Annotated in this window: 10 protein-coding genes; 2 read left to right on the top strand and 8 right to left on the bottom strand. The window is 45.5% G+C overall.

The genetic code is table 11. The features are described 5' to 3' along the window. Positions 1 to 16: 16 nt before the first annotated feature. From ABDK00_RS09190 to ABDK00_RS09175, 4 genes are all read right to left on the bottom strand, one after another. A complete protein-coding gene (locus ABDK00_RS09190) occupies positions 17 to 3,154 on the bottom strand; it encodes a glycosyl hydrolase (RefSeq protein WP_346238338.1) in 3,138 nt (1,045 codons plus the stop codon). Between the two features lie 10 nt (positions 3,155 to 3,164). Next, positions 3,165 to 4,955, bottom strand: a complete 1,791-nt coding sequence (locus ABDK00_RS09185; protein ID WP_346238339.1) for a RagB/SusD family nutrient uptake outer membrane protein — start codon at positions 4,953 to 4,955, stop codon at positions 3,165 to 3,167. Positions 4,956 to 4,974: 19 nt separating this feature from the next. After that, positions 4,975 to 8,061 carry a SusC/RagA family TonB-linked outer membrane protein gene (locus tag ABDK00_RS09180; protein WP_346238340.1) on the bottom strand — a complete coding sequence of 1,029 codons (3,087 nt, stop codon included), beginning with the start codon at positions 8,059 to 8,061 and terminating at the stop codon, positions 4,975 to 4,977. A gap of 237 nt (positions 8,062 to 8,298) precedes the next feature. Continuing rightward, complete coding sequence (locus ABDK00_RS09175) at positions 8,299 to 9,114, bottom strand: phytanoyl-CoA dioxygenase family protein (RefSeq protein WP_346238341.1); 816 nt, start codon at positions 9,112 to 9,114, stop codon at positions 8,299 to 8,301. 274 nt (positions 9,115 to 9,388) lie between these two features. On the opposite strand from ABDK00_RS09175, the gene ABDK00_RS09170 reads away from it, so the two are divergent. Then, positions 9,389 to 10,270, top strand: a complete 882-nt coding sequence (locus ABDK00_RS09170) for an AraC family transcriptional regulator (RefSeq protein WP_346238342.1) — start codon at positions 9,389 to 9,391, stop codon at positions 10,268 to 10,270. Between the two features lie 126 nt (positions 10,271 to 10,396). Here ABDK00_RS09170 and ABDK00_RS09165 read toward each other — a convergent pair whose 3' ends face one another. The 4 genes from ABDK00_RS09165 to ABDK00_RS09150 all read right to left on the bottom strand — a co-directional run bounded on the left by ABDK00_RS09165 (position 10,397) and on the right by ABDK00_RS09150 (position 13,409). Continuing rightward, complete coding sequence (locus ABDK00_RS09165) at positions 10,397 to 11,323, bottom strand: HipA domain-containing protein (RefSeq protein WP_428400318.1); 927 nt, start codon at positions 11,321 to 11,323, stop codon at positions 10,397 to 10,399. After that, positions 11,316 to 11,651, bottom strand: a complete 336-nt coding sequence (locus ABDK00_RS09160; RefSeq protein ID WP_346238344.1) for a HipA N-terminal domain-containing protein — start codon at positions 11,649 to 11,651, stop codon at positions 11,316 to 11,318. Before ABDK00_RS09160 ends, ABDK00_RS09165 begins: the two co-directional genes overlap by 8 nt. Further along, positions 11,651 to 11,854 carry a helix-turn-helix transcriptional regulator gene (locus tag ABDK00_RS09155; RefSeq protein WP_346238345.1) on the bottom strand — a complete coding sequence of 68 codons (204 nt, stop codon included), beginning with the start codon at positions 11,852 to 11,854 and terminating at the stop codon, positions 11,651 to 11,653. Before ABDK00_RS09155 ends, ABDK00_RS09160 begins: the two co-directional genes overlap by 1 nt. A gap of 109 nt (positions 11,855 to 11,963) precedes the next feature. Then, complete coding sequence (locus tag ABDK00_RS09150) at positions 11,964 to 13,409, bottom strand: alpha-L-fucosidase (RefSeq protein WP_346238346.1); 1,446 nt, start codon at positions 13,407 to 13,409, stop codon at positions 11,964 to 11,966. Between the two features lie 337 nt (positions 13,410 to 13,746). Here ABDK00_RS09150 and ABDK00_RS09145 point away from each other — a divergent pair, with 337 nt between their 5' ends. Further along, a complete protein-coding gene (locus ABDK00_RS09145) occupies positions 13,747 to 15,249 on the top strand; it encodes an alpha-L-fucosidase (RefSeq protein WP_346238347.1) in 1,503 nt (500 codons plus the stop codon). Positions 15,250 to 15,301: the final 52 nt, after the last annotated feature.

Raw genomic sequence — 15,301 nt, 5'->3', positions numbered from 1 at the left:
TGGCGATCACGCCTACTTATTGTTTCTTTAAAATATAATCAGGTTGAAAAATTAGTTTTACCGGGCCCAACAGCCCTGATACCCGAAGCCATTTTTCAGCATCTTTCGCCTCAAACTTTACAATATTGGTCTTGGTAAGCCGCTGTGCTGCCGGGAGCCGGCTGTCGCCGATCAGCCGGTTGGCCCAAAGATTAACTACTTCAACCATGAGGCTGTTTTCGCCGGATTTTACGGCGTCCGTAATATCGATCCGGTAGGGAAAGAACCATTTAATATCTCTTTGCGTTCCATTTACTTTGATCACCGCAATGTCCTGAACATTTCCTAAATCTAATAATATTCGCTGACCCGAAAGATCGCTATTCTTAAGAAAAAATTTTGTTGTGTAAACACCTTTGCCAGAGTAATATTTCAATACAGAATCTTCGGAAGCAGTCCACGAGATCAAATTTTTCATGGTGTAAGTTTTTCCCGCACCCCAATGTTGGTCCAGTTTTAATTGCCAGGGATGGTTCAGCGGCTTTTCACGAACGCCTGTCGCCACTTCAAGATTTGTTGTTTTCCCGTTTGACCACTTGAACTCATAGTTGCCTTTAGCTGCTATTGCTGCATGTACTGTCCCATTTTTTTCTTCGAATGTAATGGGTTCAATGCCGGGCCTTAGGTTTGCTACTGATGAGGTCAGCGGTGCGTCGTTTTTGATAATATTGGTGATATGCGGCTTCGCTACCCGGTCTTTTCGGAAAAGTATAAATTTCGATCCGCCAGGTTCAAAATGAAGTGGGATAACGGTTCGTCCCTGCTCTTCCCGGTAGTTTAAAATATCAGTAATCGTTCCCGACATTGCATCCCAAAGCTGGGGCTGCCGGCCCGTCACGCGAAAGCTCACTTCCATCGGTTCATTGCGGTCGGGGATTTCAGGAATGTATCGATATTCGAAATCATTATAAGCTTTGTATTCAAAAGGGTTGGATAAAAAATAGATATCGCCTTCCGTCGTGGTACGGTGCAAATAATCCAGCGCCGCCTGAGGGTGGTTTCCTTTAAAACTGATATCCGGCATTACCTGCATATCCTGCAACACTTTATTGATATCGGTTCCCCAGACAACTTTTCCTTTCCCATAATTATTTTCGGTGTTACGAACCCCTTCTACCTTTCCCCACAGCCGGTCAGCAATAGCTGTTAGCTGGCGGTCGCTTTCCGGATATTGTTTGAGGCCTGTTGCGCTTTCCGGCCGAGGCCCCCAAAGGGTCATTCCGGCTTTGACCAATTGTTCTATTTTTTGGAGTACGTCGAGGCTAATCGCTTTTCCCTGCGGAAGCGCCAGCAGCCGGTATTGCATGCCATCGGGCAAAATGATTTTTCCGTTTTGAATAGAAAGCCGGTTGAGCACCACATCGCGTGAGCATTTGTCCCAATCATATCCAAAATTCAACTGAGGAAACTCTTCTTTTAAGAAGACAAAATTCGGCACATTGTCGCCATAGTAAAACAAAACGTCTGCAACAAACAAGCCTTGCTGCAGGAGATAGCTGGCGCGGTTTAAATAAGAAACAAAACTGCCTGCTTCATTCCACCAGGTCACATTTGGGTTCATATGAGTGCCGGCAAAATATTCATTACCGGGCAGTCCAAATTCCCGGGGCGATGAGGTGAATGTATGCCATACGATGCGGTTGACGCCAGAGCAGAAAACGCGGTCGATATTGCTTTTTAAATCGCGGGGCGACCGTTCCCATTGCGGGCCAATACTGGTGGGGCCTTCGGCGCCAACAAATCGTTTGCCATTAGTGTGGGCTACACAAGCGCTTTGTTTAACCGCCAGCCGCGCGGCATCCGACACGCGGTGGGTGTTGGCCATCGCCCAAAATTCTCCCTGCGGAAAATCGTTAATGCCCATCACCTGCAAAGCATCAATGGGCGCGGAGTGAGGCCCGCCGGATTCAGGATGCATGCCGATGCCGCTTTCATGAGCTGTTTGATGAAACAACCGGTAATGGTTGTCGAGAATACAATCGCCGACTGTTTTTCTAAAATCATAAAGAAAGCGATTGGTTAGCTCCTGGTTTTCTACCAAATAGCCCGCCAGCACCGGCATGAATGCTTTGATGTCGTAGCCCCGGCGGCTTTTAAATTCCTCAGGGAATTTTTGTGTCCAATTAATAACGCCCATTTCCCAGCTGTCTGTTTGCAAAAAGCGGACGCTGTTGCCTGCGGCTTTTGCGGTTTGAATGAGCGGGTTAATCACCGACTGTTTATAAAGATCAAATGCCTGGGCGCTCATGTGGTCGAGCGATAAACCATTCCATCCGTCGCTCGTGGTAGAAGTAACCGCGCCGGTATTGGTCCAGCCATAGCGAATAATAATCCATTCTCCGGGAGGAGCTGTCCATTTTAATGTTTTACCATCGAAATGAGCCGTTACATCAATGATCTTATTTTGTTGTAACGGCGCGGTGGCGGTTACAGTATCAAATCCTGAGCGAAACTTATAAAGCGGATAAATGCCCTGCCCACCCATCGACCGGTTGAATGTTTTGATGGACCAATCAGCTATGGCCGCATCTTTCAATAACAAATTTCCCGATGGTTTTTGAATCGCCTGAACCAGCACATCCCGATACATTATTTTCATCGGAGGCTGTGGCAGTTGCAGCGACAATGGCTTGCCGCCTGTGACAATAGTGTCTGCAGTGACTATTTTTTTTAAGGCATATTCCGGCGTGACGAAAGGGCCGCCTGGGTTCCATCCGCTCTGAATATTAACGCTTAGTTCTATGCCGAGTCGGTCGGCTTCTTTTACGGCATGTTGGTATAATTCCATCCATGGCGGGCTCATGAAAACCGGCCCTGCAGCTGTTTTAAGCGCCTGGGTGTAGCTCGAGCTGCCAGCGTCCACCAACGAGGCGCCTCCATATCCTTTGGCCCTCATTTCCTCCAGGTCTCTGGTGATGGAGGCTTTGGTGGCCATGCTGTTGAGCCACCACCAGTAGCATCGTAGCCGCGCCTCGGGCGGCGGCGTTAAAAAATTTTCTTTTAGCTCGCTTAGCGAAATATTCTTCGATGTTTGTAAATCATACGAAGCTTTTTGGGCTTTTACTGATAAGGATCCTAAAAGAAAGAAAACACTGCATATACCTGTTCTTATCATAAGAAATTTTTTATCGGTTTACCCAGGCCGGATTTTGTTCAATGACCGCGTCTTTGTTGGTTTCGATCACTTTTTGCGGAATAGGCCACAGGTTATAATCAAAAGTAAGGGTGGCCTGCGCCTCGGGCCAATAGGCATATTTTCTGATCCGGTCAACTGCAATCGTTTTGCCCATGCGCAACAAGGTATTCCATCTGCATTCTTCATATAGCAGTTCGCGGGCTCTCTCATCGAGGATCAGATCAAAATTGTCATCCATATCAGCGGCGGTGACCAGATATCTGCATTGCGCCCTTGTTCTAAGGAGATTAACGTCAGCCGCTGCGCCGGCTTTATCGCCGTTTCTTTGTTTGGCTTCAGCCCTTAAAAGAATGGTTTCCGGAAGCCGTATTACGTAGTCGTCGCGAAAGAGGTTGCTTCGCTGTTCCCCGTCGGCAATACCCATATATTTGTCGGTGGCTATTTTGCAGGAAACGGGGTAGCAAAGGCTGCTGTTATTTTTGTTCGTTGTTTCGTCGGGGCCGCCGTTGTACATCACTTCCCAAGGGACTTCTTTCCGGTAATACGGAGATGCGGCCACGTTGCCTTTAAACCGGCGGCGCAAAGCTGCATCGCTATTTCTCATATCGGTTCCCCATTTTGCTTCAAAAATATTATCTCTGGCATAAAAAGTAGGAATGATGTCGGCAATACCTCTGCCGCCCACATCTTCGAGCGTGCCGGTAAGATGGCTTTTGGCGCCGTCACGGAACACGGGTGAAAAAGCCCGCGAGTAACAAAGTTTTGACTCGCCGTCTTCGGCCCTGTACGCCGCATAGTCGATTTGCACGGCCCAGATACATTCTTTATTTCCGTTCTGATAATTTACATTTCCATCCTGGAAAAGATCCCAGAAAACATTGGTGGTTTGCATCACGGTATCAACAATCGCCGCAGTAGAGAAAACGCCGCCGCGGTAAACAGGAAAACTAATGGTAGCCTCGCTGGCGCGGCTTCCATATCGGTTGGTCATGAGCCCGTAAGTGCCGCCATCGATTACTTCATTGGCGTATTGGATGGACTTGGTATAGGCTTCCTTTCCGCCCGATGTATTACCCTCTGCTTCCATCTGAATACCTTTTGCCAGATATAGTTCGGCGAGATTGTGCTGTGCTGCGCCTCTGACGATTCTGCCGCCGGCAGCAGTGGTTTGTGGCAGGTCGTTCAAAATGGCCTCCAATTCTGCAATCGCAAAATCGTAGGTCTCAATTCTCGAAGAACGTTCAAAATTAAATTTGGGCGTTTGTGTAATGGTTTTCACCAGTGGTACGCCGCCAAATAATTCACCCAGGTTGCGGTAGGCAAAAGCCCTGAAAAAGCGGGCCTGTGCCAGTGCATATTTCTTATCCTGCTCATTTGACCATTGCACCTGCGGCAGATCGGTTGCATAAATAGCGAGATTCGATTTGTTGATAATATCATACCAATAACTGTAGATACTGTAGAAGATGCCGTTATCAGGATTAATATTACCATAATTGTTGAACGTGGAGCCTCTTCTAATACTGGGCACATCAAACATATCCGAGCCATTACCTTTGAACACAAACATCCACGCTTGTTCTGCGGGGTTGGTCCAGGCTTCGCGGATATTGGAGTAGATGGAAATCAGCACCTGGTCGACCTGAGCCGAACTAGAAAAAGCGTTGTCGGTTGTATAAAAAGTTTCCGGCCTTTCTTTCAGAAATTCTGTATCAGACTTGCAGGAAAGAAATAAGAAAAGTGCAAATACAAACCAGAGATTATTGGAATACCATTTCATGGAATTAAATTTTAGGTTTTTAGAATGAGGCTGAAATACCGAAAGCATATGTTGCGGGCACGGGGATCGTGTTATCCCGTACTGCATTTCCCAGTTCGGGATCGCCGCCTTCCCATTTGGTAAGGATCGCCAGGTTTTTTCCTGAAACAAAAAGCCGCAGGTTTGAAAAATGCATGCGATCGACCCATGGCTGCCGGAAAGTATAAGAAAGAGCTACATCCTGCAGCCTGACAAACGCCCTCGATTGAAGGCCCAGGAACCGCGCATCGGCGGAATAGGTCGCCGATGGATAGGTATTGCTGGCGTTATCGGTTGTCCAGTAAGGTTTAGAAATAGCATTGTCATTAAACCTGTTCGACCGGGTAAGATAAGCCGCTGTGTTTTGGCGTAGGTAAAAATCATTGCCTCCGAAAATGCCGGCGATAAGGCCATAAAGTTCAAAATTTTTATAACTGAAAGTATTGCTGAAGCCCATCGTGAAATTCTCTTTTGTGTATCCCAAAATTTTCCGGTCGTTAACAGATATGCCAGGGACGCCGTCAATGTCGTTGTATTTGGGGTCGCCGGGTGCAGCTCCGTTAAGGCTGATATATTCCTCATCGCCGACTTGCACGATACCAATTTGCTCATATCCGTAAATGGCGCCAAGCGACCGGCCGATAAAAAGGCTGTTGGCGATATCATCGTCTTCGATGCCGTCGCCATCGTTGTCGGTTCCATAAAGTTCAACCAGCTTATTACGGTTGATATGATAGTTCAGGGTGCTCGACCACCTGAAATCTTTGTGCTGGATATTTACGGTGGCAACCGCGAGTTCCAGGCCTTTGTTGGCAACTTTTCCCATCGAAGCGTTGATGGATCCAAAACCGGTCATGATTGGAATTTCTCTAACGAACAGCTGATCGGTTGTTTGTGATTTGTAAACGTTCAGGTCCAGCTGCAGGCGGCCATCAAACCAGGCAGACTCAAAGCCCAGGTTCCAGGCGGTTGTTTTTTCCCAACCGAGGTCGGCGTTACCCAGTGTTTGTTGTGCGAGCCCATAAAAGATATTACTGCCGCTGTTTGAGAACTCATAGCGAAAGCCTCCGGACGGGCCGTTCACCACTCTCGCCAGCGTACCATAAGGGCTGATGCCCTGGTTGCCGTTTTGGCCCCATGATACTTTGAGTTTGAGATCATTTAAAGCTTGAAAACTTTTAAGGAATTCTTCTCCCGAAATACGCCATGCCAATCCCACGGCTCCGAAATTACCCCATTTGGTACTGTCTCCAAACACGGAAGCGCCGTCCCTTCGGATGGATGCGTTCAGCATATACTTATTTGCAAAACTGTAATTGAGCCTTGCCAGGTAACCTATATTCCCTCTTTGAGAAACCGCGAGGTCGTTGCGCTGCACTTTTGCTTTGTGCAACCCCCACATGCCCAGCAGGGAATTTCCATTGGCAGAGAAGTCTGATCCGATGGCGTTAACGCTTTCGCTTCTGTAAAAATCGCGTGTGGCCACAGCCGTGAAATCTATATTATGATCGCCGAATGTGTTTTTGTAATTCAGGATATTGTCTATAACATAATTAAAGATAGATGTGTTTTGCTGATTGCCATTGGCGTTCGCCAGAAAACCATTCACCACCGTAGGCTGATACCTCTCAACGCCGGCTCCTTCTGCTACAAAATAGGTTTCGTATTGGAAAGTGCCCGATTTGTTTTTGTCAAGATTGGCTGAATAGTTGAGCCGGTAGCTCAAGCCTTTAATCCAGGGAATGGAAACCGTGGCGTAAGCATTCAAACGGAAATTTTGGCGCAGGTCCATATTATCAACCGTTCCATCCTGGATGCCCCAAAGTGGGCTTGCCAGCGATTGCGTATAAGGGTATTTTTCAAGATTTCCTTCATCGTCGCGGTAGAGCACACCGTAGGGCGACATCAACTGTGCTGCCGATACATTGGCCGGGATGCCGGAATAATCTAATTTGTTATAGGCGCCGTTCATGCCCAGCTCCAGCCAGCTGGTGATCTTCGCATTGATTTTGCTTAATACCGAAATACGGCTGAAATTATCACCAATGATGATGCCTTTATTGTTATTATACGATGAAGACATATAGTAATTGACCTGTTCGGAAGCCCCTGAAACTGCCGCCTGAAAATTCTGCATTATGCCCTTGCGCGTAATCTCATCGAGCCAGTCGACTTCTTTTCCAGCATTGTAGTTTTCGATTTCGCCGGGTTTCATCCAGTCGGTAGATCCTTCCGAATATTTATTGCGGTCATTCACCGATTTAATCCATTCCGCACCCGACATCATCACGGGTCGCCTTAGCCAATGCTGTAGGCCGTGCGAGGCGTTGAGGCTGATAATAGGCTTGCCGCGCTTACCCGTTTTGGTCGTAATCGCGATGACGCCATTCGCTGATCTCGATCCGTAAACGGATGCTGAAACCGCATCTTTAAGTATGTCAACCGTAGCAATATCATTGGGATTGATATCATTCAAGCTTCCCTGAAAAATGACCCCATCCAACACGATGAGCGGGTTGTTATCGCCCCGGATCGAATTTTGCCCCCGAATCAACATAGCAGGCTGGTCTCCGGCGGAATTGGCAACGCCGATGGTGAGCCCGGGAACACTACCTTTCAAAACATCAAGCGGGTTGGAATTAGGCACCAGGGCGATGGGAGAATTTTCGAGTTTTACGGAACTGACAGCGCCGGAAAAGTCGCCGCGCCTGGCCGTGCCATAACCAATTACAATAACCTCGTCCATATTGCCTTCCTTGCGTTCCAGGGCAATAACAAGGGCTGTTCCGCCCGTAGCAGGCACGGTTTGTTCCAATTCGTTGTAGCCGGCAAAGGAAACGACAAGCGTCGTTGTTTCACTAATCGCGTTGAGCGAAAAGCGGCCCTGTGCATTTGTGGCGACTCCGTTTTCGGGACGGCCTTTTTCAAATACGGTGGCGCCTTGCAGCGGATTACCATCTTTGTCCGTCACGGTGCCGTTGATAACACGGCCCTGCCCGAACGTAATGTGGTGTGAGAGCAGCAGAAGGAGGAAGATCAGTAGTGGCTTTTTAAGCCTGATGAAGAAGATGCCGAAGTGGTTTGTCATGATGATCATTTTTATGATTTTGAATAGCGGCCGGCCGCAACCTGAACATACACATGGCGGTGCGCAGGCGAGTATTGGTTTGAGAGGGGATGGGTGTTAATACAACTCATTTTTTGTAGAAATAGATGCAGTCTGGGGTAAGCTTCCAACCGATATCAGTATTGCTCCGTTTTGACGAATGTTAATACATGATTGTTCTACAGCCGATAGGAGTTTAAATGCCCATCCCGTCGCAGTTTATCGTTTATAGATGAGTGGGTTTTGTTCATCATTGTTGAGCAAATCGCCGACCTTCAGTGATTGAAAATAAGCTTCGGGTAAAACATTTTGCTGACCATTAAACCGGCTTCCTCCGGGCATGTAGGCGCATGTCATCGCCCGACGATAGCCGTTGGTCATATTGGCGCCGGCGCCATGAATTGTCAATCCGTTGTGGAATGAACAACTGCCGGCTTTTATTTTTGAAGCGACCGGTTTTTGGTGGGCAAACTGTGGGTAGATCGAGAAAACACCATCCATGTTTTTCCCGATTCCCTTGTTTTCAAAAGTGGTTTCCTTGTGCGAACCGGGGATAAAATAAAGACATCCGTTTTCGGCCGTGGCGTCGTCGAGCGCTACCCAAATGGATAAGGCATTTCTTTCGGAAAAGGACCAAAAAGGGGTATCGAGATGCCAGGAAGTAGGATTGGCCCAGGGCTTTTTGAACAACGCCTGGTCGTGCCAGATGCGTATCTCATCTGCACCGGCCAGGGTAGCCGCCATTGCTCCAAGACGCTCATCGAGCATGATTTTTTTTACCTTTTCATTTGTCTGCCACAAATTAATCAGCTGGTCGAAAACTTTTGAGAAATATTCTGCATCTTCATTGATGCCGTCGTCCATCCCCACGAGAATATTTTGTCCGGGAATTTTAATGCCATTACGCGCTGCAATCGCTTCTGTAACAGCGACGCGCCAATCGGCGAGTTCGCTGTCTGATAGGAAATCTTCAATAATAAGAAATCCGTTTTGCTGGTAGCTGAGCACATCGCTTTCGGTGAGTTTATTTTTCATGCTTTGTTCATGTGGTTTTTGTGGTTTAAAGAGGTATGTCTGGCTTTGCTAGCCCTAAAAATCATTTTGATGTTTGGCTATGATGTGATGTAAAAAAAATGGCAGTCTATCGGCATCACGCTTGAATTTGGTTTGAGAAAATATTAGTTCAACGGAATGTGTATCTATTCTGGCGGCATCGTTTATTACTCCGAAAATAGTATCAGAACAAGGATTTGCCTTTGCACGAAATATTCTTTAATTTGTACTTTTTGATATTTCTTACCAAATACCAATGCAAAACTTTCATAAATATTTGAGCAGGACAGAAGTGGAAGAAAAATGGGGACTGTATATTACCACTGCGGGATACTCGAAGGTAGAAGGGTGCCAGTCTTACCCGGTTGCCAGCGATCATCCTGCTACGCATAGTTTTTCCTGGAACCGGGGGCGTATTCTTGATGACTATTATATCATCTTTATTTCAAAAGGCTGCGGCGTGTTTGAGACGGCCCATAATAAAAAATTTGATATTAACGAAGGCGCTTGTTTTTTGCTGTTTCCGGGAGCCTGGCATCGTTACAAACCGTCTTATAAAGTGGGATGGGAAGAATATTGGATTGGCTTCAATGGCTACTATCCACAACAATTGCTGGAGTCTGGCTTTTTTGATCACAACGAACCCGTCGTGGATATGGGTTTTAACGAAGAGCTGCTTCAGTCGTTCTTACAGTTGCTGACAAAAATAAGGCATGGAACGCCCGGCTATCATCTGGAGCTCAGCGGCATCGCTCTATCCATACTTTCCCAAATTTACAACAGCAAAACCCTTCGAAAAGATGTTGGTAGCAAAGACCCTGATTATATTGCCAAAGCGAAGTTTGTGCTGCTCGACAACCTGGAAAACAAGATCAGCATGCCTGCACTGGCTAAACAACTTTCCGTCAGCTATTCCAAATTTCGAAAGGATTTTAAACAAGCGATGGGCCAGCCGCCTCATCAATACCATCTGGAGATCCGGTTGAAACGCGCGGCTGAACTGCTATGCGCGACCAATCTTTCTATCAGCGATATTGCCTACCAAACCGGCTTTGAAACCGTATTCTATTTTTCGCGCTTGTTTAAAAAGCTTTACAAGCATTGCCCGAAAACCTATCGGGCGACTTTTGCCCGATAAGAAAGGTGCTATGATGATGACACAAAAAATGGAATATTTATTCTTGTCAAACCGTTGCTATTTTCAGATGCGCCAAACGCAATAAAGCCCAATATTTTTTTAAAAAGTTCTCATGTCCGGCGGCAATTACAAACCCAATTGTGCGAATTTTTGCCGGACGATGTTAGCATATTGTTCTTTGTAATTATCATTCATAAAACTTCGGTTGATCCAATCATTTATATTTTCAGATTGCTTTGAAAAAATTTTATAAATGTTTTCCCGAACAATCTTCCTGATGCCTAAGCTCGTCGCGAGCATATCAAAGTCGGTACGCTTTATTTTCTTTTTTCGCCCATTTAACGTCAACGCCATTTCTTCTTTGTCTGTTGGATAAATCAGGTTAACATTTAAGAGATCGTAAGCAGGCGAAAATAAAATCCCTTTGGGTGTATGTACTAAAGAGAAGTTTTTTAGGTGCATGTCGTTATTTCCTGTTAAAAAGCTGAATAGAACTAATCGGAAATATTTAATCACGTCTAAGCCAGAATTGGTGGCATAATTTTCAATCATTTTTCCTGCTCGCTCGTATGAACTTTTATATTTCTGCTCAGTTAATAGCCCCGACAGCTGACATAAATCCTCGACATGGATTTTAGTTCCGGCGTTGCGGTCAAACCGCCTCGTGATATAAGCCAATGTTCCTATTGAAGTTCGAATCAGCGAATGCGTAACCGTTTCAATGTTAAACAACCTGGCTAAATGCATCGTCAGATCTTCTACTTCTGGCATAAAAGGAAACTCAGGCGTTTGCGGTTTTAAAATATAATCGCCCCATAGCCCAACCAAGGTTAACCGATTGTTTCCGTTTTCCTTATTCAAACTGAGCGATATTTTTGGTTGTACGCCGGTCAACGCTAACCGTTTGTTAACTGTAATTTGGGCCAAACGGTCTAGTTTAACTTTGTCTAATTCCAAAAATGGGACTTGAGGTGTTCCAAAAATTTTTTTTGAACATGCGGAATGGAATTCGCCGTTTTCAACGGATTGATAGCAAAATAAACAATTAGCCATGATCCTCCGCCTCCACCGGATATACGGAAACAGCACCAATCGCATCCCTGCATAAATTAATAAGCAATTCGAAGCGATCGCGCGGATTTAATTTCCAGTGCTTTTCACCCATTTCTAAGAGCCATCCTTCCGGAATTAAGCCATCAAAAAAAGAAAAGAGTATGTTACTCTGATAAGTTTGTGCTGAAACAGGTAGTGTTAAACTGATTGGCTTAGGGTCGTCGCCTGCAAGATACGCGCGATCATAATTGAACAGGTAACCTTCGTCGCTCTCAAGTAAATATCCAGCAAGCTGATCCTGAAAATATATTTTGGCCTGCCTTCCCATCAGTCGCGAATTTTATCGATTACACCCACTTCTTTGCCGAATAATGACAGCACATCATTTACCTTATCTATACGAAGCGTTTTTTTTCCCTGCTCGAGGTCGCGTACGAAACGAAGTCCAACACCGGCATTTAAGGCTAAATCTTCTTGTGTTAATTTTAGTTCTTTTCGCTTTTGCTTGACAAAAATTCTAAGTGAGCTCATTTTATACCTTTTCTGATATAAATTTACTATTTTTTTCTTTTATAATACCATTTCGGGTATAAATTGTCTTTATATAATATTTTTATATCACTTCGGGTATAATTTTAATTTATCGAGTGTTGTCCACCTTAATCACCCAAACATATTGGCTTGCATTTTTTGCATCCGACGGAACTTGGATTTCTGTTATGGCTCCATTTTTACGCCATTTTAATTTTTTGGAACTTCCCAAAAGACGCAGCGTCGCTCCCTTTGGAATGTCCATCTTCCGAATTTTTACTATGGCAGGATTGTCAAACAGGTAAATAAATTTCGATGCCCCGTCTTTCGTTTGCGCAAACCGGATATGGTCGCCTTCTCCGAAACTGCTATACGGCCGCGTGCTGTAGATAGCTTCACCATTTATTTTAATCCAATGGCCGATCTCTTTTAATCTTGCATAGGCTGTGTCAGCGAGGGTGCCATCCGGGCCGGGCCCTACATTCAATAAATAATTACCGCCCTTACTTACGATGTCAACAAGTTTCTCAATAATTTCATTGGCTGGCTTATACACATCGTTTGGCGTATAACTCCAACTGCTGCTCATGGTCATACAGGTTTCCCAGGGGTAGGGCAGCCCTTCATCAGGAATATGTTGTTCGGGTGTCAGATAGTTTTGATAAGGCCCGGTAATATCGCGATCCACAACAATTAGTTGCGGCTGCTTGGTCCTGGCGTTTTTCACCAGCGTTGGCATATCGATATCCTGGTTTTGCGCGTTGATGCCGAAATGATATTGATCGTAGTACTTTATAAAGTCAGCTCTTGCTTCTTCCTCCGATTTCTTTTTAACCCAGCCGCCGTCGAGCCAGAGAATGTCGACCTTGCCATAATTGCTCATTAGTTCATCGATTTGCTCATGCGTGTCTTTGACAAAATGCTGCCATTTTTCAGGATGCTTTTGAATATCATAATTGGGATTGCGATCAATCGGTGGAAAACGGTCCCACCAGTAATTATTATTATGCCAATCGGGTTTTGAAAAATAAGCGCCTACCCAAAGATTTTGTTTGCGAAAAGCATCAAAAACTTCCTTCGTGATATTGCTTTTTGAATGCGCTGCAAAGGGCGTCTTCGCATCAGTGACTTTGTAATCGGTGGTTTTGGTATCGAACATGCAAAAGCCATCATGATGTTTTGTGGTGAAAACCAAATATTTCATACCTGCATCTTTGGCGGCCGCGGCCCACTTGTCAGGATTGAAATTTGTCGGATTAAAAGTGGTCTGCAATTTTTCATACGCATTGAGATAGGATAAATAGTCCATCTCCGGAAATTTCTTCTGCCGCGCGCCGGCAGTAAAATTGAGGTCTTCCGGACAGATGCTCCAGCTTTCAACAACGCCCCACTGGCTATAGGGCCCCCAGTGCATCAGCATCCCGAATTTAAGATCCTGCCATTCGCTGATCCGTTTTTGAATGGCCGGGTTGGGATCCGGCACATACGCTTTATGTTGCGCGCTTAAGAACATTGGTATCGTAAGCGCTACCATTGTTTTGTATATTTTTTTCATATCTTTTATTTTATAGCTAAGCCAAAGTCATCGAAATAGTTATCGATAGCGGGGATAAAAGCAAAGCCGGTTGATTATCATTGTTCGACTTCAAGCGATAAAAATAAAAAGCAAAATTTATAATATAAAAAAAATGGCAGATCAAAGTGTGAACGCCTGCAGAACAATTGAAGCGTCGCCATAGCGGTTCAAATCAGCACAACCGTTTGCACATCTTTAATAGAAAATAAGAACATACCTTGTGTGAAGTAAACGCTTGCTGTCTTAATTGAATAATCCGGCTGTTTCGGCCAAGTTGCTTTCACCACGGCGGGTTTTAATCATGTAAAAATTGAAGATGAAATTTTTGACTTATTGTTTGTTAGGTATTTGCCTGTCGGGCCAATTGCTTGCTCAAAAAGCCAATTATGTCGAAATTGCGTCCACAGACACAGAAGCTGATATTATTCGAAAAGCAGCCAACGTAGTCCCAACCGATCGTCAACTGCGCTGGCAACAGCTTGAACTTACCGCATTTTTTCATTTTGGAATCAACACCTTCACAGGGAAGGAGTGGGGCACCGGAAAAGAAGATCCCCAAATATTTAATCCAACCGCATTAAACGCCGAGCAATGGGTGCGATCGGTGAAAGATGCGGGTTTTAAACAGGTGATCATCACAGCGAAACACCACGACGGGTTTTGCCTGTGGCCCACTAAAACCACTGCTCATTCTGTGAAAAGCAGCCCCTGGCTGGCCGGAAACGGCGATGTGGTGAAAGAAGTTTCGAGAGCATGTAAAAAACTGAATGTGGGTTTTGGTGTTTACTTGTCGCCCTGGGATATGAACGCGCCGATGTATGGATCGGACGCCTACAACAATTTTTTTGTGGAACAGCTTACAGAACTGCTAACCTGGTATGGAAAGGTGGATGAAGTGTGGTTTGACGGCGCCAATGGCGAAGGCCCCAATGGCAAAAAGCAGGTCTATGATTTTGAAAAATGGTATGCGTTGATCAGGAAATTGCAGCCGCAGGCCGTCATAGCTATTATGGGCCCGGATGTAAGATGGGTGGGAACAGAAACCGGAAGAGGCCGCGCCATGGAATGGAGCGTGGTGCCATCGGCCAATCTCGATCAGGGCGCTATCGCGGATGGATCACAAAAAAACCTGGTGGTTAAACCACAGGGAGATATGCGCGGCAGCGACATTGGCAGCCGAGACAAAATTCGCAATGCAAAGGCGCTGGTGTGGTACCCGGCAGAAACAGATGTTTCGATCCGCCCAGGTTGGTTTTATCACGCAAGCCAGGACAAGCAGGTAAAAACGCCCCAAAAACTTAACGAAATTTATTTCACTTCAGTGGGAATGAATAGTGTGTTGTTGCTCAACATCCCGCCGGATAAGCGGGGCTTGATCAGCGACGCGGATATCAGCAGTTTGCAACAATGGACGGCCATGCGCAGGCTTACTTTCTCGAAAAATTTTCTAAGGAAAGCGCGCGTGACATGCAGTAACGGCCTGAAGCTAAAAAAGGCGCTCGACGGCAATTATAATTCTTACCTAACCACAAAAGATGCGGATACGGCCACGACGATTGTATTCGAATTGAAACATAAGGCTCGTTTTAATGTGTTATCATTGCAGGAAGCGATTACTGTCGGACAAAGAGTAGAAAAGTTTACCGCTTATTATGAAGATAAAGGCGCCTGGAAACAATTTACTTCCGGAACTACGATCGGCTATAAGCGTTTGCTCCAATTCCCTGCCATAACAGCCAACAAAATAAAAATTGACATTGAAGCGTCGAGACTTAATCCTACTATTGCCGAAGCCGGGTTATATTACGATGCCAATTGACATTTTTTTGATCAAACAGCGATCTTTTTTTTCTCTAAACCATCCATAGATT

Source organism: Niabella insulisoli, from assembly GCF_039652435.2.
Taxonomy (GTDB): domain Bacteria; phylum Bacteroidota; class Bacteroidia; order Chitinophagales; family Chitinophagaceae; genus Niabella; species Niabella insulamsoli.
This window is presented reverse-complemented; position numbering and strand designations above follow the sequence as displayed.